The sequence below is a fragment of the Mesorhizobium sp. B2-3-2 genome, assembly GCF_006442295.1.
In the GTDB taxonomy this organism is placed as follows: domain Bacteria; phylum Pseudomonadota; class Alphaproteobacteria; order Rhizobiales; family Rhizobiaceae; genus Mesorhizobium.
In genome coordinates this window covers 134347-153100 of record NZ_VFWA01000001.1, presented here as the reverse complement: position 1 = coordinate 153100, position 18754 = coordinate 134347, and the positions used below count along the sequence as shown (strand labels likewise).

17 protein-coding genes and 1 tRNA gene are annotated in these 18754 nt (G+C 63.4%); 6 read left to right on the top strand and 12 right to left on the bottom strand.

Annotation, left to right across the window (positions count from 1 at the left end; translation table 11 throughout):
* Positions 1-33: 33 nt before the first annotated feature.
* On the bottom strand, positions 34-1662 hold the full coding sequence (locus FJ964_RS00705; protein WP_140548307.1) for a DNA alkylation response protein: 1629 nt from the start codon (positions 1660-1662) through the stop codon (positions 34-36).
* A gap of 149 nt (positions 1663-1811) precedes the next feature.
* Between FJ964_RS00705 and FJ964_RS00700 the strand changes: the two genes are divergently transcribed.
* From FJ964_RS00700 to dprA, 4 genes are read left to right on the top strand one after another with little or no spacing between them, the layout of a single operon-like run.
* Positions 1812-2777 (top strand): aspartate carbamoyltransferase catalytic subunit, encoded by a 966-nt coding sequence (locus tag FJ964_RS00700; RefSeq protein WP_140548305.1) that lies wholly within the window; start codon positions 1812-1814, stop codon positions 2775-2777.
* On the top strand, positions 2774-4060 hold the full coding sequence (locus tag FJ964_RS00695) for a dihydroorotase (protein WP_140548303.1): 1287 nt from the start codon (positions 2774-2776) through the stop codon (positions 4058-4060). Before FJ964_RS00700 ends, FJ964_RS00695 begins: the two co-directional genes overlap by 4 nt.
* A 59-nt stretch (positions 4061-4119) precedes the next feature.
* Positions 4120-4707: a glycerol-3-phosphate 1-O-acyltransferase PlsY gene (gene plsY / locus FJ964_RS00690; RefSeq protein ID WP_140548301.1), complete on the top strand. Its 588-nt coding sequence runs from the start codon at positions 4120-4122 to the stop codon at positions 4705-4707.
* A complete protein-coding gene (gene dprA, locus FJ964_RS00685) occupies positions 4704-5840 on the top strand; it encodes a DNA-processing protein DprA (RefSeq protein ID WP_140548299.1) in 1137 nt (378 codons plus the stop codon). Before plsY ends, dprA begins: the two co-directional genes overlap by 4 nt.
* 9 nt (positions 5841-5849) lie before the next feature.
* Here the strand turns inward: dprA and FJ964_RS00680 are convergent, their stop codons facing one another.
* The 5 genes from FJ964_RS00680 to FJ964_RS00660 form a co-directional block, all read right to left on the bottom strand.
* Positions 5850-6062, bottom strand: coding sequence for a hypothetical protein (locus FJ964_RS00680; protein ID WP_140548297.1), 213 nt, complete (start codon positions 6060-6062; stop codon positions 5850-5852).
* Between the two features lie 52 nt (positions 6063-6114).
* Positions 6115-6918, bottom strand: a complete 804-nt coding sequence (gene otsB / locus FJ964_RS00675; protein ID WP_140548295.1) for a trehalose-phosphatase — start codon at positions 6916-6918, stop codon at positions 6115-6117.
* Entirely contained in the window at positions 6918-8687 is a 1770-nt protein-coding gene (locus tag FJ964_RS00670) for a trehalose-6-phosphate synthase (RefSeq protein ID WP_140548293.1), read from the bottom strand. The genes otsB and FJ964_RS00670 overlap by 1 nt, the downstream gene beginning before the upstream one ends.
* Before the next feature lie 80 nt (positions 8688-8767).
* On the bottom strand, positions 8768-10930 hold the full coding sequence (locus tag FJ964_RS00665) for an amylo-alpha-1,6-glucosidase (RefSeq protein ID WP_140549358.1): 2163 nt from the start codon (positions 10928-10930) through the stop codon (positions 8768-8770).
* A gap of 45 nt (positions 10931-10975) precedes the next feature.
* Positions 10976-12034, bottom strand: coding sequence for a glycosyltransferase family 4 protein (locus FJ964_RS00660; RefSeq protein ID WP_140548291.1), 1059 nt, complete (start codon positions 12032-12034; stop codon positions 10976-10978).
* A gap of 89 nt (positions 12035-12123) precedes the next feature.
* On the opposite strand from FJ964_RS00660, the gene FJ964_RS00655 reads away from it, so the two are divergent.
* Positions 12124-12690: a hypothetical protein gene (locus tag FJ964_RS00655; RefSeq protein WP_246676162.1), complete on the top strand. Its 567-nt coding sequence runs from the start codon at positions 12124-12126 to the stop codon at positions 12688-12690.
* 1 nt (position 12691) lies between these two features.
* Here FJ964_RS00655 and FJ964_RS00650 read toward each other — a convergent pair.
* Positions 12692-12767 (bottom strand) — tRNA-Lys (locus FJ964_RS00650).
* Between the two features lie 300 nt (positions 12768-13067).
* On the opposite strand from FJ964_RS00650, the gene FJ964_RS00645 reads away from it, so the two are divergent.
* Positions 13068-13538 (top strand): BA14K family protein, encoded by a 471-nt coding sequence (locus FJ964_RS00645; RefSeq protein WP_140669967.1) that lies wholly within the window; start codon positions 13068-13070, stop codon positions 13536-13538.
* Positions 13539-13637: 99 nt separating this feature from the next.
* Here the strand turns inward: FJ964_RS00645 and FJ964_RS00640 are convergent, their stop codons facing one another.
* From FJ964_RS00640 to FJ964_RS00620, 5 genes are all read right to left on the bottom strand, one after another.
* Positions 13638-14108 carry a DUF6882 domain-containing protein gene (locus FJ964_RS00640; protein ID WP_140548287.1) on the bottom strand — a complete coding sequence of 157 codons (471 nt, stop codon included), beginning with the start codon at positions 14106-14108 and terminating at the stop codon, positions 13638-13640.
* Between the two features lie 40 nt (positions 14109-14148).
* Positions 14149-15642 (bottom strand): glycerol kinase GlpK, encoded by a 1494-nt coding sequence (gene glpK, locus FJ964_RS00635; RefSeq protein WP_140548285.1) that lies wholly within the window; start codon positions 15640-15642, stop codon positions 14149-14151.
* A gap of 93 nt (positions 15643-15735) precedes the next feature.
* Positions 15736-17460 (bottom strand): ABC transporter substrate-binding protein, encoded by a 1725-nt coding sequence (locus FJ964_RS00630; protein WP_140548283.1) that lies wholly within the window; start codon positions 17458-17460, stop codon positions 15736-15738.
* Between the two features lie 83 nt (positions 17461-17543).
* Entirely contained in the window at positions 17544-17831 is a 288-nt protein-coding gene (locus tag FJ964_RS00625) for a DUF2160 domain-containing protein (protein WP_140548281.1), read from the bottom strand.
* 2 nt (positions 17832-17833) lie between these two features.
* Positions 17834-18754, bottom strand: coding sequence for a carbohydrate ABC transporter permease (locus FJ964_RS00620; protein WP_140548279.1), 921 nt, complete (start codon positions 18752-18754; stop codon positions 17834-17836).

The window sequence follows — 18754 nt, the reverse complement described above, 5'->3', positions numbered from 1 at the left end:
GGGGACGACCAAGGCTTGGCCCATGGCTGCTGCTCAGTTGGTTGGCGGATAGAGCGTGTCGATGATCATGCGCGCATCATGGCGCGAATCGAGCATGCCGTAGGTGTTGCGCCACTGGCCCGCCAGCCGCGTCTCGACGAAGGCATCGGCGATCCGCCCTGCCCCCAACCGGCGCAATTCCGCCGCCGCCGCCGACAGCGCCAGTTGCTCCGTCAGCAGGCGGGCCGAGCCTTCGTCGGTCGCGGCCACCTGCATCGCTGCCTTCAGCACACCGATGGTGCCGCGTCCGCCCGCGCCCAGGTCGCGATCGATGCCGGCAAGCACCTCCTCGAACAGGCCCGGCGCGCGGCCAAGCACGCGCAGCACATCCAGTGCCATGACATTGCCCGACCCTTCCCAGATAGCGTTGACCGGTGCTTCGCGATAGTAGCGGGCGAGCGGCGCCTCCTCGACATAGCCGTTGCCGCCGAGGCATTCCATCGCCTCGTAGAGCAGCGGCGGCGCGATCTTGCAGACCCAATATTTGACGACCGGCGTCATGGCGCGGGCAAAGGCCGCCTCGCCGCGATCGCTCGCCGCTTCGTCGAAGGAACGCGCCAGACGGAACGACAGCGCCGTGGCAGCGGCGACGTCGAGCGCCATGTCGGCCAGCACGCGCTGCATCAGCGGCTGCTCGATCAAATTGGTGCCGAACACCTGGCGATGGCGGGCGTGATGAACGGCTTCGGCCAGACCCGCCCGCATGATCGCCGAAGACGCCACGGCGCAGTCGAGCCGGGTCAAGGTCACCATGTCCATGATCGTCTTCACGCCGGCGCCCGGCTCGCCGACCATCTCGCCGATCGCGTTGACGAACTCCACCTCGGAAGACGCATTCGACCGGTTACCGAGCTTGTCCTTCAGGCGCTGGAAACGGAAGCCGTTGCCCGAGCCGTCGCCAAGGACGCGCGGCACGAGGAAGCAAGACAATCCCTCGGGCGCCTGCGCCAGCACGAGGAAGGCATCCGACATCGGCGCCGACATGAACCATTTGTGGCCGGTCAGGCGATAGAAGCCGCTGCCTACGCGCTCGGCCTTCGTCACATTGGCGCGCACATCCGTGCCGCCCTGTTTCTCGGTCATGCCCATGCCGAGCGTCAGCCCGGTCTTCTCGACCGGCGGCTTTTGGCTCTGGTCATATTTGCGCGTCGTCACGCGCGGCGCCCACTCGCGAAACAGTTTCGGGCTCGCCATCAGCGCCGCCAGCGAAGCGCTGGTCATGGTGATGGGACACAGATGTCCGGTCTCGAGTTCGGCCGTCAGGTAGAACCGGGCCGCGCGCACCTGATGGCGGCGGCCGATCTCGGCATCGCCGTTCTCCCAGACCGAGGAGTGCAGCCCGTTGGCGACGGAACGGCGCATCAAGGCGTGATAGGCGGGGTGGAACTCGACCAGATCGATGCGCCGGCCCTGGCGATCATGCGTCCTGAGCCTCGGCGTTTCGACATTGGCGAGGCGGGCCAGTTCCTGGGCCTCCTGGGTCAGCACGAAGCGGCCGAGCCCGTCGAGATCCTTGCGCACCGGATCGGAAAAGCGCTCGGCAAGCTGGATCAGCAACGGATCGCCCCGCCAGGCGTTGCCGCCTGTCAGCGGCGGCGGCTGGTTCGTCACGTCGTCGGTCACGCTTCATCCTTACTGCCAGGCGGCTACGAATCCGGAGCCATCGGCTAGATATAGCCCAAGGCGCGCGACGAAAATACCGGGGAGAACAGCCGCAATCCAAAGCTGGCGCTTGCAGCCATGGAACGTCCACCCTATAGCAGCCCCTTGAGATGACCGACGCTTCGTCCCTGCCACTCTATCCCCACCGCCATCTTCTGGGCATCCGCGATCTTTCCCCCGCCGACCTCGAGCTTCTGCTCGACAGGGCGGACCGGGCGGTCGCGATCTCGCGGCAATCAGAGAAGAAAACCTCGACGCTGCGCGGCCGCACCCAGATCAATCTGTTCTACGAGGCTTCGACGCGGACGCAGTCGTCGTTCGAGCTGGCCGGAAAACGTCTCGGCGCCGACGTCATGAACATGTCGGTGGCGAGTTCCTCGGTGAAGAAGGGCGAGACGCTCATCGACACGGCCATGACGCTGAACGCCATGCGGCCCGACATATTGATCATCCGCCACCAGTCGGCGGGTGCGGCCGCCCTTCTGGCGCAGAAGGTCGGCTGCTCCGTGGTCAATGCGGGGGACGGCGCACATGAGCACCCGACACAGGCGCTGCTTGACGCGCTGACCATCCGTCGCGCCAAGGGTCCGCTGTCGAAACTGATCGTGGCGATCTGCGGCGACATCCTGCATTCGCGCGTCGCCCGCTCCAACATCATGCTGCTCAACGCGCTCGGCGCGCAGGTGCGCGTCGTCGCACCCTCGACGCTGCTGCCCGCGGGCATCGACAGGATGGGTGTGATCGTCTGCCGCTCGATGGCAGAAGGCCTCAGGGATGCCGACGTGGTGATGATGCTACGCCTGCAGCGCGAGCGGATGGAAGGCGCCTTCGTGCCTTCGGTGCGCGAATATTTCCGCTATTTCGGCCTCGATGCCGAGAAGCTGAAAGCCGCGAAAGACGACGCGCTGGTGATGCATCCGGGCCCGATGAACCGTGGCGTCGAAATCGCCTCGGAGATCGCGGACGGCCCGCAGAGCGTCATCCAGGAACAGGTAGAGATGGGCGTCGCCGTGCGCATGGCAGTTATGGAAGCGCTGCTCGACGCGCGGCGCAACCATGAGGGCCGCGGCGCATGAGCATCACGGTGTTCGAGCGCGCCCGCATCATCGATCCCTCGCGCGGCGTAGACGAGACCGGGACGGTTATCGTCGATGGAAAGAAGATCGCCGCCGCCGGCAAGGCTGCGCTGAACCAGGGGGCGCCCGCAGGGGCCACCATCGTCGACTGCTCCGGCAAGGCGGTCATTCCGGGCCTGATCGACGGCCGCGTCTTCATCGGCGAACCGGGCGGCGAACATCGCGAAACGATCGCGTCGGCAAGTGTCGCCGCGGCTGCCGGCGGCGTCACCTCGATCGTCATGATGCCCGATACCGATCCCGTTATCGACAATGTGGCCTTGGTCGAATTCGTGTTGCGCACCGCCAAGGACACGGCCATCGTCAATATTTTCCCGGCCGCAGCCATCACCAAAGGCCTCGACGGCCGCGAGATGACCGAATTCGGTCTGCTGCGCGAGGCCGGCGCCGTGGCCTTCACCGACGGCCGCCACACCATATCAAGCGCGTTGGTGATGCGCCGGGCGCTGACCTATGCCCGCGATTTCGGCGCAACCATCGTGCACGAAACCCAGGATGCCGACCTCGCGTCGTCGGGCGTGATGAACGAGGGACTCTACGCCAGCTGGCTAGGACTTTCCGGCATTCCGCGTGAGGCCGAAACCATCCCGCTGGAGCGCGACCTTGCCCTGGCGCGCCTGACGCGCGGTTCCTACCACGCGGCAAAGATATCGACGGCGATGGCGGCGGCGTCGGTGGCGCGCGCGAAGGCCGACGGCGCGACCGTCACATCGGGCGTGTCGATCCACAATCTGTCACTCAATGAAAACGATGTCGGGGAATACCGCACCTTCTTCCGCCTGACCCCGCCGCTGCGCGCCGAGGAAGACCGCCTGGCGATGATCGAAGCGATCAGGGACGGCACGATCGACATCATCGTCTCCTCGCACGATCCGCAGGACGTCGACACCAAGCGCCTGCCCTTCGCCGACGCGGCAGCCGGCGCCATCGGGCTGGAAACGTTGCTGGGCGCGGCCTTGCGGCTCTACCACAATGGCGACGTGCCGCTGCCACGGCTGATCGAGACCTTGTCCACGGCGCCGGCACGGCTGTTCGGCCTGCCTGGCGGCACGCTCAAGCCTGGCGCTCTCGCGGACCTTGCGCTTGTCGATCTGGATGAACCCTGGATCGTCAGCGAAAGCGGCATCCGCTCGCGCTCGAAAAACACCTGTTTCGAAGGCGCGCGCCTGCAGGGCAAGGTCTTGCAAACGCTGGTGGCGGGCCGCACAGTGTTCTCGGTCTGAGTTGGCGGCGGCGCATCGCGCCGAATCCAGCCCGTCAGGGGGGAAATGCGGGGGGAACAATGACTTACAACCTGATCCCGGCGCTGGTGCTCGGCTATTTCTTGGGCTCGATTCCGTTCGGGCTTCTACTGACCCGTGCGGCAGGGCTTGGCGACGTGCGCCAGATCGGCTCCGGCAATATCGGCGCCACAAATGTGCTACGCACCGGCAATAAGGGCCTTGCCGCGGCCACGCTGCTGCTCGACGCACTGAAGGGCACGGTCGCCGTGCTGATCGCGGGCCATTTCGCGACCGAACTCGGCGCTTGGGCCGGCCTTGGCGCCTTCCTCGGCCATCTCTTCCCGATCTGGCTCGGCTTCAAGGGAGGCAAGGGTGTCGCCACCTATCTCGGCGTGCTGATCGGCCTTGCCTGGCAGGTGGCGCTGATCTTCGCCGTCGTCTGGCTGGCCATGGCATTCCTGTTCCGCTACTCCTCCCTTGCAGCGCTGACGGCCGCGGTCGCCGTGCCGATCGCCCTCTATTTCCTGAGCACACCGCAGATTGCCGCATTGTTCGTCGTGATGAGCCTGATCGTCTTCATCAAGCACCGGGCCAACATTTCACGCCTGCTTGCCGGCACCGAGGGCAAAATCGGGGCGAAGGAGTGAGCAAGCCGGTCGCCGGGCCGCGCCTCAGCGACCGGCAGCGGTTGAGCTGGCTGCGGCTGATCCGCACCCAGAATGTAGGTCCCGCCTCCTTTCGCGACCTGATCAACCGCTTCGGTTCGGCCGAGGTCGCGCTGGAAATGCTGCCGGAACTGATGATTTCGGGCGGCGCCAGCAGGATCGCCCGCATTCCCTCGATCGCCGAGGCCGAAGTGGAACTGGAGGCCGCAAGGCGGTCAGGCGCCCGCTTTGTCGGTATCGGCGAGCCGGACTATCCCGCTTTGTTGAAAAACATGGACCATCCTCCGCCGCTGCTGGCGGTGAAAGGCGAAGACGCCGTGTTCCGGCTGCCCGCGGTGGCTATCGTCGGCGCCCGCAACGCCTCGCTCGCCGGCATCAAGATGGCGCGCATGCTGGCGACCGACCTTGGCCGCGACGGTTACGCCATCATCTCCGGCCTCGCGCGCGGCATCGACACTTCAGCGCATCAGGGCAGCCTCTCGACCGGCACGATCGGCGTACTGGCCGGAGGTCTCGATCTGCCCTACCCGCCTGAGAATGCGGGCTTATGCGATGAGATCGTCGAGCGCGGCGGCGCCATCATTTCGGAGATGCCGTTCGGCTGGCAGCCGCGCGCCCAGGATTTTCCGCGCCGCAACCGCCTTGTCGCGGGTGCGGCAGTCGGTCTGGTGGTGGTCGAGGCGGCGCAGCGTTCCGGGTCCCTGATCAGCGCCAGGCTTGCAGGCGAAATGGGCCGGCTGGTGTTTGCCGTACCCGGCTCGCCGCTTGATCCACGCGCCGCCGGCACCAATGGCTTGCTCAAGGACGGCGCCACCTTGGTCACCGAAGCAGCCGACATTCACAGAGCAATCGCGCCGCTGACCGGTTTGCGGGCCCCCGAACTGCCGCCCTTTGAAGATCCCCCCGATTTCTCGGCCACGCCGCCACCCGGCGAAAACGACCGCGCCAAGGTGATCGAAGCGCTCGGCCCGACCCCGGTGGCCATCGACGAGATCATCCGCCACACCGGCCTGCACCCGGCACAGGTGTTCATGGTGCTCCTGGAGCTCGACCTTGCCGGCCGGCTCGAACGTCATGCCGGCGGCAATGTCTCGCTGGTTTTCGCGGAAGGCTGACAGCCTCCGTCAGTGGCGGTCGCGCTTCTTCTGTTCGGCCTCGGTGTAGTCGGGCGTGTTTGCGCCGAACAGGTCCCTCTCGACGGCCTTTCGCCAGACGGCATCGGCGTCTTCAGGACGCGATGGATCGAAAGTTGTCTCGGTGTCCTGCATGCGCCGGTGCGAACGCCGCCGGAGCCACGCGGGCATGATCTCGTGAATGAGGCTGGTGAACTGGACCATTGATCAACTCCCTGAACCCGTTCTTCAACATGCAAGATGCCTCTGCGCGGCCTCAGCTCTGCCGGGCAGTGGGCTGGACCACCTCCTCAAACCGGCCCGTGCCGGATTGGTCGTGGCATAGGGATTCGAGCCAGTTAAGGGTCTCGCCGACATCGGCCAGCGCGTGGCGCGCCGCGGTTTTCCCTTGCGGTTTGATGCGGACCGAAATGCCGTCCATTTCATTGACGGCTTCGAAGCCGTTCTCATCCGACGTGTCGTCTCCGAGGAATACGGGAACCCGCCCGCTGAAAGCCGGCAACTCGCAGAAACGCCTGATTGCCGCTCCCTTGGCCGCTTCGAGCGGCATCAATTCCACCCCGGCATTGCCGGCTAGGACCCGATACCCCCGCGGAAGCCGCTCCAGCGCCTGTTCGACCAGTTGCGTCGCCCGTTGCAGCAACTGCGGCGCCGCGCGCGTATGGATGGCGAGGATCGGGCCCTTGCGCTCGATATAGACATCCACATTGTCCAGTTCCGCCTCGATTTCCTCGGCAAGCGCGGCAATGTCGGCGGGCTCGCCTGCGGCCTCGACCGGCCCATCGCGCACAAGCCGGTGTTCCAGGCCATATAGACCGGCGGCCGGCAGGCGCAGCGGCTGGAAGAGCCGGTCGACGGCGGAAACGGATCGGCCAGTTATGAAGGCCAATGCGCCGGCCAAGCGCCCGTCCAGCGTTGTCAGCATGCTCCGCAACGCCTCGCCCACGACCACCGCGTCGGGATGCGCGGCATGTTCGAGAAGCGTGCCGTCAATGTCGAGGAAGAGTGCCCACGGCTCTTTCGGGACGGTCGGTGCAGGCAGGCTTGTCGATCCCGACATCACAGCGCCGCGACCCGTTTGCGATCAAGCAGCGATATCACATTGGCCGCGGCAACCGAGCCCGGCCCGGCGGGATCGATCGCGGCCCGCTTGCGCAAGCGGGCGGCATCGAGAAGCATGCTGCCCGCCCAGCGATAGACATTGTTGTCGCGGACGATCTCGCGCATGCGTTGCATGCGCTGGCGCTGCTCGGCGGGCACCATGGTCAATGCCTGCAGCAACGCCTCGGCCATCATCGTCTCGTCATAAGGATTGACGATCAGCGCCTCGAGAAGCTCCTTGGAGGCGCCGGCAAACATGCTGAGCATCAGCACGCCTTGCTCGTCGTCGCGCGCGGCGACAAATTCCTTGGCGACCAGGTTCATTCCGTCGTGCAGGCTGGTCACCATGCAGACATCGGCGGCTCGGTAGATTTCGTAGACCTGCTCCTGGGAATGGTGTTCAGCCACCATCAAGACAGGCGTGTAGCCGTCCCGGCCATAACGCTCGTTGAGCTCCGCCGCGCAACGCAGGCATTCCTCGTGCAGTTGCTGGTAGGCCGGCAAGGTTCCACGGCTTGGCGCCGCGATCTGCAGGAAAGCCACCTTGCCGATCCACTCCGGGTGTTGCTTGAACAATTCGTCCAATGCGTGAAACCGGTCGAGAATGCCTTTCGTATAGTCGAGGCGCTCGACGCCGACACAGAGGCTGACATTGTCCGCCAGCCCGAATTTTTCGCGAATTCGCGCGCGGCACTGCGCGATGGCGGGCAATTTCCCGAGTTGAGCCGGCGGCCACTCTATCGAGATCGGATAGGCGTGGACCAGGCTGGTCTGGCCGCCATAGGAGATCGCCGAGTCCTCGCGCTCGATCCTGCTTTCCAGGAAGCGGTCGACGCTCTCGATGAAGTTGTTGCAGTGGAACTGCGTATGGAAGCCGATGATCGAGCTTCCCAGCAGGCCGTCCAGGATCTTCTCCCGCCAGGGGCAGATGCTGAAGACTTCCGAATTCGGCCAAGGAATGTGCCAGAAGGTGATGACGATCGCATCGGGCAGGCGTTCCCGGATCATTCGCGGCAGCAGCGCGAAATGATAGTCCTGGACGAGGACGATCGGGCGTTCGTTCCGGGCTTCGGCAACGACGGTATCGGCGAATTTCTGATTGACGGCTTCGTATGTCTCCCAGTCGGACGTGCGGAAGACGGGCCGTGTAAAGGCTATGTGGCACAAGGGCCAGAGACCTTCATTGGCAAAGCCCAGATAGTAGCCTTGCTGTTCCTCCTCGGTCAGCCAGACACGGCGCAACGTATAGGATGGGTTCTCAGGTGGGACCTCGATGCGGTCGTTCTGGTCCACGACGAGATGATCCGCCGAGCCGCCGCCATAGGCTATCCAGGTCCCCGCACAGGCACGGGTGATCGGCTCCAGCGCCGAGACAAGTCCACTGGCCGGCACAACCAGGTCGACATTGTTGTCCCTGAGATTGTGAATGTAAGGCTCGCGGTTGGAAACGACGATCACCTGCGCATCCGGCAGTTCCTTCGCCAGGATTTCGCGTAATGTCGAGGGCGACCAGTTGACGAGCGCCGCGTCGGCGGAATGGCCATTTTTTTCGAATTCACGCAACACGACGCGAGCCGGTGCCGGCTCGACATTGGCCAACTCCGGCGGGATCCGGCGGGATCGCAGCGCGGAAATCACCAAGGCAACGAGGGAAACGCAGAGGCTGGCAAGAATGACGAACCATAGAGCGGAGGCGGAATGGAGAAAGTCGAAACCGTTGTCTGCCATTGATGTGAATTGCTCCGGCCTAAATCGCGCCACTCGTGGGGTGATTGTGCAACGCACGTCGCCGGTGATGGTTCCGGTTTTTAGCTGCGCACGATCAAAGGCGCCAACCCCTCATGGCGGTCGGCCAGGAAGGCGCCCACACGATCCCCTACCCGCTGGAACGTCAGGTCGACTGCCGTGCCCGCCACCGCGAGATGGCGGATCACTAGGCTATCGATGCCGATTGGCAGGCGTGGCCTTGTGACATGGATTTCGCCGGCCCAGCCGTCGATATGGAGGCCTAGACAGGCCTGCATCAGCATGAAGGCGGAACCCGCCGACCAGGCCTGCGGCAGGCAAGCGACCGGATACGCGATCGGCGCCTCGCCCGGAGCGCGGGTGAAACCGCAGAAGAGTTCGGGCAGGCGCATGTTGAAATGGACGGCGGATTCGAACGTCCCGCTCATCAGCCGCACCACATTGTCGCGGATTCCGTATCGCGCAAGGCCTGCCGCGCAGATCGCGGTGTCGTGCGGCCAGATGGAGCCATTGTGATACGACATGGGATTGAAAAATATCGCGTCGTCGGCGAGCGTCCTCAGTCCCCAGCCGGAGTGGAAAGAAGCCGACAGCAACTGATCGGCGACGATCCGCGCCCGATCAGGATCCGGAAGTCCGACATAGAGCAGATGTCCGGCATTGGATGTGCGCACCTCGCATGGCTGGCCGTCGCCATCGAGCGCCAGCGCATAGTAACCCAGCTCTTCGATCCAGAAATGGCTTTCAACCCGCTGGCGGATCTCTTCGGCCCGCCTTTCCCAGCCCTCCGCCCTTTCGGTTTCGCCGCGCCGCCGGGCCAGTTTCGCCAGCCCCTGGAACGCCGCGAAGACGTAGCCCTGCACCTCGACCAGTGCGATCGGTCCCTTCGGAATACGACCGTCGGCATGAAAGACGGAATCGAAGCTGTCCTTCCATCCTTGGTTGGCGAGACCCGATTCCGCAGCGCGCCGGTAGGTGACGAATCCGGTCGGCCCGCTTGCCGCTTCGATCCATTCGGCGGCCGCACATAGCGACGGCCATAGACCGTCGATAAAGGTCATGTCTCCGGTGCGGTCCGCATAGGCGCAGGCGAGATGAATATAGAGCGGAGTGGTGTCGACGCCGCCATAGTAGCGGCCGAACGGCAACTCGCTCAGCGCCGTCATTTCGCCCTTGCGCGTTTCATGCATGATCTTGCCGGGCTGGGAGTCGCTGAAGGGCGAGGTTTCGGTTGCCTGATGCTGCGCAAGAAAGGCAAGCACGCCGCGCGCCAGGCCGGGATTAAGCCAGAGCATTTGCAACGCCGAGATGACGCCATCCCTGCCGAAGGCGGTCGAGAACCACGGAATGCCGGCATAGGGATAAGGACCGGTCGCGAGTTCGGTGGTGAGCAGCGCCACATCGGCACGGGCGCGCTCCATCCAGTCGTTGAACACCCTGCCCGAACTGTGCAGCGTCGCGCCATGGCGGCGCTTGGCGCGCATGCCGAAACGCGCGCGCGCCGCTGCGGCGCGAAACCGGTCACGGTCGGGAACATCCGCTATTTCGCTGCCGACTTCCACATACAGCGTCTTGCGGCTGCGCTTGGTGACGGCAATGTAGAAATCCGCCCGGTCGGAGGTCAACTCGTCGGGTTTCTGCGAAAACGTTATCGTCGAGGTCCGCACCACCTTGTCCAGGCCCTCGTAGCGAAGCAGCACCGAATTCTCGCCTATCTCGGCCGTATGGGCGGTGCCGCGTTTCGGGCGCGTCGAGCCACGAACTTCGAACATGTCGCGGAAATCGGCGGCGAAGCGCAACGAAAGCAGGATGGTCGAGTGTTCCTGGCTGTAGTTGGAAAGGGTCAGGCGCTCATACAGCCGGTCCTGCCACAGCAGCCTGACACGCTCGATGTGGATCGCTCCTTGCGGCATGGGCCGGCCGCCGGCGCTCTCGATCGGCAGATTTGTCAGATTGCTGGTGAACAGGACATTGTCCTGGCTCAGCGATGCTCCCAGCAGTGATGTCGAACGCCCGCCGACCGCCAGGCGGAATTCGGAAAGCACGCGCGTGTCGTCGCGGAAGAAGCCGTCGCCCACACCGCGTATGTCGCCATAGGAATCGGCGACGGCGAAGCAGTCGCCATGTTTGAGTGCGAAAAGCCGGTGCGGTTCCCTCGGCGCGGTTTCGTCCAGGGAGGCCAGTGCTATTGCGGGATCGAGCTTGCGCTCGTCAAGTTGGGTGATGGTCAAGAAGACTGTCCCGTGCTTGTTTCTGAACGGGGCGCTGTACTAGGAAGCCCGGATTTGTTGAGTGTCGATTGCCTGTGAATAGGTCGCGACATAGTCGCGCGCCATACGGTCGGCTGAGAACCGTCCTTCGAAAACGGCCCTTATCCGGCGCCTGTCGAGCTGGAGCAGAGCCGGCATGGTAGCGACGGCATCCTCGATGGTTTCGACGACGAAGCCGGTCACGCCGTGATCGATGATCTCCGGCATGGCGCCGCAGCTCCAAGCCATGACAGGGGTTCCGCAGGCCATCGCCTCGATTACCGCCAGACCAAAAGGCTCGGGCCAGTCGATGGGAAACAGCAAGGCAGCGGCGTTACCGAGAAACCTGCTCTTCTGGTCCTCGCTGATCTCGCCGACATATTCGACGCGATCGCCATCGATCAGCGGCTGAACGACTTCCTCGAAATAGGCCCGGTCGCCGTCACCCACCTTGGCCGCGAGCTTGAGCCTGAGGCCCGTGCGCCTGGCAATCTCGATCGCCCGGTCCGGCCGCTTGTCGCGCGACATCCGGCCGAGGAACGCCAGATACGTGCCGTCGGAGCCGGCCTCGAAATCCGGCCTATAGAGATCGAGCGGCAGCCCATGATGGATGGTCGCCAACCAGTTGGCGGACGCGAGCCTTGTCCTTTGGCTGCGTGAAATGGAAATCATTGGAAAGCGTGGGAACCGCTCATAGGCCTGTGCCAGATCCACATAGTCCAGCCTGCCATGCGGCGTCGTCACCGTTCGCTCCGGCATATGGCGGAAAAACGGGAAATGCACGAAGTGGCTGAGATGGAAGTGAAGAATGTCGAAATCGTCGGCCTGTCTCCGGACTTCCTCGAGCATCGACAGATGCGCCGCGATCTCCGACTTCAACGGCCTGGGATCGAGGCGCAGCGCCCGTTCCCGGCATGCAACCAGCCGGGCGGAGGTTCTCGTATCGCCGCTGGCAAACAACGTCACATCGTGGCCGAGCCCCACCAGAGCTTCGGTGAGATAGGAGATGATGCGCTCGGTGCCTCCATAGAGCCTGGGCGGCACGGATTCGTACAGCGGCGCGACATGGGCGATCTTCATTGGCCTGCGTTCCCTCAATGAGCTGGTCACAGGCGAAAATGCATCAGCGGCGGTATCGTTCCTCCGCCATCGGCAGATGCGTCACTCTCGTGTTTGATGTTCTCCCGGGCGGCCCTATTTCTTTAGATGCTGCTCCTGTGCGCGACGACCACCCCGAGGAGGTTCCGATGCAGCAACCGAAGGACATTGCGGCCCGGCGGCTGGACATGATCATCGAACAATATGTCGAAGCCAGAAAAAAACAGCGCTTCGGCTATGTTTCGACGGACCAGGCCGCCAGGGTCATTCACAGAATCCTGAAACCCACGCCTTCCGATCCCTCCTTTTCGGATCACGAGCTCGACGACATGGTCGCCGCCCTCGCCGTCAAGAACGGATTGGCCGTCGTCTTCGACCGCGGCGTCAGAGGGTCGGTCGGCGGTAGCGAGGCGGAGCTGGACAGAAAGGACCCGGCCATGAGAGCACCAGCGGAAGGCCCCGACGTTGCCGGCGCGGTGGACGCGATCCTGGTTCAGCAAAAAACCGCCCCGCCATCGATGAGGGCGATGATCTCACTGCTGCGCGAACGCACCGGCACCAGCCGATCGGACGCGGACCTGGAAGGACTGATCGCCAAAAAGGCCGCTGTCCTGAATGTGCATTTGCGGAGCGACTGAGTGGTGAGCGCGATGGGATTCGAACCCATGACCTACTGATTAAAAGTCAGTTGCTCTACCGGCTGAGCTACGCGCTCCCGTGGGCTGGAAACGGCGCCCTCGAAATTGCGCGGAACATAGGGAGAGTGCCTCGACCGGTCAACCGGAAAAAACGGGCCACCAAGCCATGCGTTCCCGCCGTGCCGGCTCTCCCGGCCGGCCGTTTCGGCAAGGACATGCCGGACCTTTGCCAGGCAGGCGAAAGACTCTGTTGCTGCCATCGACGCCAAACCGGAGAAACATTACAAATCAGCAACTTGCCTTTTTTTCCAGGAACAATTCGCGAGCGTGCCCGTTTCCTCCGCCACAAGGGACGTCAACCTTTCAAGGAGAAGATCATGAACAAGGTCCTGTCGGGTTTGCTGGCGACCACACTGTCAGCTTCGTTCGCAGTGGCGGCTGCCATGCCGGTCGAAGCCGCACCGGCCTATGTGCCGCAGCCTGCGTCGGTCTCGTCTGATGTCCAGACCGTGCAGTACAGGCCGTGGGAGCGGCGCCGTAACTTCCGCGGCGAGTTTCGCGGCAACCGCAACTTCTACCGCGACAACCGCGGAGCCTACTGGAACGGCCATCGCGGCTACCGTGAATACCGTCCAGGCTATCGCCGTCACGGCGATTTCTGGTTCCCGCTTGCTGCTTTCGCCACTGGCGCGCTGATAACCGGCGCGATCGCCAACAACCGGAACCGCGTCTATGAAGGCAATTCGCACGTGCAGTGGTGCTATGACCGTTACCGTTCGTACCGCGCCTCCGACAACACGTTCCAGCCGTATAACGGCCCGCGCCAGCAGTGCATTTCCCCCTACTGATGGGCGGCAGTGTTCGTCAGAGGGATAGAAAGTCAAAGCCCGTGCCGGATGTGGCGCGGGCTTTCTCTGGCTGGCGAAAGACCGACAGACAGGTTGTGATCAGTTGGCCCAGTTGATGGTCTTCAAGATCAAATACAGACCGCCTTGGACGCTCGGGGAGCGGTAGGCTCCCAGTGCATTGCAAATCCTGACCGTGGCGCCGGTCAGTCCCCAGCCGAGCGCTTCGAGGTGGTCGGTATCGGTCACGTAAGCCTGAGCCAGTTCATCGATGCCGTTCTCCTCACCGAAGGATCGAACCCGCTTCGCATCGTCAAGGACCTCCCCAGGCAAGTTTGAGTTTGCCCAGGCCCAGAGCCAGTTATTGGCTCTGACACTCGTGGTGCCCGCAACCTGGATCGGCGGCGACCTTGACGACGCGCCTTCCTCCGAAAAAAGAAGCGTGCCCGCCGTCAAGTCGTAATCATAGCGGGACCAGCTACCGAGGCGGAAATCGCGCAGGCGTGTATTCTTGGCCTTCAGTTCATCGAATGCCTCGTCGCGCCACGCTGGATACCAGTCTGGATGCTTCATCCTTCCCGCCCCGTCGCCGAGCCTTTCACAGCGCTCCTTGCTATGGCACGCTTAGCGTCCTGCGAACAGCATCGCGCCACCCCGCCAGCTTGGCCGAGCGTACCGATGGTTCCATGTCCGGTCTGAAGCGCCGGTCGAGCGCCCACGTCTTGGCGAATTCCCGCGCCTTCGGCCACACGCCCGCCTTCGAGCCGGCAAGCCAGGCGGCACCGAGCGCGGTCGTCTCCAGAATGGTCGGCCGGTCGACCGGGGCGTCGAGAATGTCGGCCAGCCGTTGCATGGTCCAGTCGGATGCCACCATGCCACCATCCACCCGCAGCACCGTCTTGGCCGCCGTACCCTTCCAATCCTTGCGCATGGCATCGAGCAGATCGCGCGTCTGATAGGCCACGGATTCGAGCGCGGCGCGGGCAAACTCCGGCGGCCCCGAATTGCGGGTCAGGCCGAAGATCGCACCCCGCGCCTCGGCATCCCAGTGCGGCGCGCCGAGCCCGACAAAGGCCGGCACCAGATACACGTCCTGGGTCGGATCTGCCTCGGCCGCCAGCTTGCCGCTCTGCTCAGCCTTGCCGATCACCTTGATGCCGTCGCGCAGCCACTGCACGGCGGCTCCGGCGATGAAGATCGATCCTTCCAGCGCATAGGTGGTCTTGCCGTTCAGCCGGTAGGCAATGGTGGTCAACAGCCGGTTCTTCGAGCGCACCAGATCGGCGCCGGTGTTGAGCAGCGCGAAACAGCCGGTGCCGTAGGTCGATTTCATCATGCCGGGCTCGAAACAGGCCTGGCCGATGGTCGCGGCATGCTGGTCGCCGGCAACGCCGAAGATTCTTATCTCGGCGCCAAAGAGATTTTTCTGCGTGATTCCAAAATCATCGGCGCAGTCCTTCACCTCAGGGAGCATCCTTGCCGGGATGTTCAATATGGCCAGCAGCTCGTCGTCCCAGGTGTTGTTCTCGATGTTGTAGATCAGCGTGCGGGAGGCATTTGTGGCGTCGGTGGCATGCACCTTGCCGCCCGTCAGACGCCAGATCAGGAAACTGTCGATGGTGCCGGCCAGCAATTCGCCCTTCTCGGCGCGTTTCCTGGCGCCTTTCACCTTGTCCAGCATCCAAGCGATCTTGGTGCCGGAGAAATAAGGATCGAGCAGCAGGCCGGTCTTCCTGGTGAAGGTCTTTTCCAACCCCTGCTTCTTCAGCTTCCGGCACAGCGGCGCGGTGCGCCGGTCCTGCCAGACGATGGCGTTGTGGATCGGCTTGCCGGTCGCCCTGTCCCAGATGACGACGGTCTCGCGCTGGTTGGTGATGCCGAGCGCGGCGACGTCCGATGCCTCCCGCCCGGCATTCTTCAATGCGCCCTTCACGGTCGCCACGACGCTGGCCCAGATATCTTCCGGATCATGCTCGACCCAGCCGGAAGCAGGATAGTGCTGGGTGAACTCTTGCTGGCTGCTGCCGACGACTTTCATGTCGCCGCCGAACAGAATCGACCGGGTCGATGTCGTGCCTTGGTCGATTGCCAGGACAAAGCCATTCATTCGCACTTCCTCCGCCATGATACAAAGAAGGGAGACGGCAACGTGCCGCCTCCCTGAATTTCACACGGGCGCGAGCGCCCGCATAGGACAGTCCTACTTCTGCCAGCTCTTGACCAGTTCGTCATAGTTGATGGTCTGCGGCTTCTCCTTCTCGTTTTCGATCTTGAGCTGAGGAGCGAGATTGCCGGCCTTGACCGCGTCGGCGTTCCAGTAGGCGAGATCATGTTCCTCGGCGAGCTTCGGCCCGATGTCGCCTTGGACGCCGGATCTCTCGATGCGGCCCATGACCTTCTCCTGCTCGGCGCAAAGCGAATCCATCGCCTCCTGGGCGCTCTTTGCGCCCGACGAGGCATCGCCGATCGCCTGCCACCACAGCTGTGCCAGCTTCGGATAGTCCGGCACGTTGGTGCCGGTCGGCGACCATTGCACGCGGGCCGGCGAGCGATAGAACTCGATCAGGCCGCCGAGCTTAGGTGCGCGCTCCGTGAAGCTCTTGTCGTGAATGGTGGAGTCGCGGATGAAGGTGAGGCCGACATGGCTCTTCTTCACGTCCACCGTCTTCGAGGTGACGAACTGGGCGTAGAGCCAGGCGGCCTTGGCACGGTCGGTCGGCGTCGACTTCATCAGCGTCCAGGAACCGACATCCTGGTAACCGAGCTTCATGCCGTCCTTCCAATAGACGCCGTGCGGCGACGGAGCCATGCGCCATTTCGGCGTGCCATCATCGTTCATGACGGGCAGGCCGGGCTTGACCATGTCGGCGGTGAAGGCCGTGTACCAGAAGATCTGCTGGGCGATGTTGCCCTGCGCGGGAACCGGGCCGGACTCCGAGAAGGTCATGCCCTGCGCTTCCTGCGGTGCGTAGGCCTTCAGCCAGTCGAGATACTTCTGGATGGAGTAGACGGCGGCCGGACCGTTGGTATCGCCGCCACGGGCCACGCAGGAGCCGACCGGACGCGAGTTCTGGTCGACCTTGATGCCCCATTCGTCGACCGGCAGGCCGTTCGGAATGCCCTTGTCGCCATTGCCGGCCATGGACAGCCAGGCATCGGTGAAGCGCCAGCCGAGCGACGGGTCCTTCTTGCCGTAGTCCATATGGCCGTAGACCTTCTTGCCGTCGACGTCGCGGCCGGTGAAGAACTCGGCAATGTCCTCATAGGCCGACCAGTTGACGGGAACGCCCAGATCGTAGCCATATTTGGCCTTGAAGTCGGCCTTGTTCTTCTCGTCGTTGAACCAGTCGTAGCGGAACCAGTAGAGGTTGGCGAACTGCTGGTCGGGAAGCTGATAGAGCTTCTTGTCTGGCGCGGTCGTGAAGGAGGTGCCGATGAAATCCTTCAGATCGAGATTCGGATTGGTGACGTCCTTGCCGTCGCCCGCCATCCAGTCGGTCAAATTGCGCACCTGCTGGTAGCGCCAGTGCGTGCCGATAAGGTCGGAATCGTTGACCCAGCCGTCATAGAGGTTCTGGCCGGTCTGCATCTGGGTCTGGATCTTCTCGACGACGTCGCCTTCCTGGATGACGTCATGCGTGACCTTGATGCCGGTGATGGCGGTGAAGGCCGGCGCCAGCACCTGCGATTCATACTGGTGGGTGGCGATGGTTTCCGACACGACCTTGATGTCCATGCCGGCGAACGGCTTGGCCGCATCGATGAACCACTGCATTTCCTTTTCCTGATCGGCGCGCGAAAGCGTCGACAGATCGCCTATTTCCTTGTCCAGGAAAGCTTTTGCCTCGTCCATGCCGGCGTAGGCGTTGCCCACGCCGAGCAGCAGGACAAGGGCGGTGGTCGATGTTAAAAATTGCCGTCGCATTGTGTTTCCTCCACGTTTTGAAAAGATTTCAAGTGCGATCTGGAGCGGTCGCCAGCAAGCGGCCGCTCCAACAGTTTCCCCCTCTATGCGTAGCGGAAGACGCCGATGGCGTAGACCACGGAGAGAGCGAGAGCCCACCACAGACTGGGTCCGACAAGACCCAGCCAAGCGAGATGGATGAAGGCGCTGCCAAGCAGCGAAACGAAGAGACGGTCGCCGCGCGTCGTCTTGAAACGCAGCACGCCGATGCGCGGATTGCCGCCCGGCGAGGCATATTCCCAGACACCCATGCCAACCAGCAGCAGCGCGATGACGGCGAAGAAGGCGGCCGTCGGCCAGGTCCACGCCATCCAGGAGAAGTCGAGGTTCATGGTCACACCCTCCCCAGGGCGAAGCCCTTGGCGATGTAGTTGCGGACGAACCAGATGACGAGCGCCCCGGGGATCAGCGTCAGCACGCCGGCTGCAGCGAGCAGGCCCCAGTCCATTCCCGACGCCGACACAGTGCGGGTCATGGTAGCGGCGATCGGCTTGGCATCGGTGGTGGTCAGCGTGCGGGCGATGAGCAGTTCCACCCATGAGAACATGAAGCAGAAGAAGCAGGCGACGCCGATGCCGCTGGCGATCAGCGGCATGAATATCTTCACGAAGAAACGCGGAAACGAATAGCCGTCTATGTAGGCCGTTTCGTCGGTCTCCTTCGGCACCCCGGACATGAAGCCCTCAAGGATCCACACCGCCAGTGGCACGTTGAACAGGCAATGCGCCAGCGCCACCGCGATATGCGTATCGATGAGGCCGAATGCCGAATAAAGCTGGAAGAATGGCAGCGCGAACACCGCCGGCGGGGCCATGCGGTTGGTCAAAAGCCAGAAGAACAGATGCTTGTCGCCGAGGAACCGGTAGCGCGAAAAGGCATAGGCCGCCGGCAGCGCCACGGCGACCGAGATCACCATGTTCATCACCACATAGGTGATCGAATTGATGTAGCCCGAATACCACGACGCATCGGTGAAGATGATGGTGTAGTTGCGCAGCGTCGGCGCATGCGGATAGAGCGTCAGCGAATTGACGATCTCCGCATTGGTCTTGAAGCTCATATTGATGAGCCAGTAGATCGGCAGCAGCAGGACGATGATGTAGAGCGTCGGCACGATCCACCACCAGCGCGATTCCTCGCCACGGCGGCGCATGCGCCTGTCCAGCTCACTTTGCGACAGCGAACTGGCGAGTCTTTCCGAAGCGGCGGTCCCGTTCACCAGGTTGCGCTCGGTGCGTTCGTTGGCGCCGGCCAT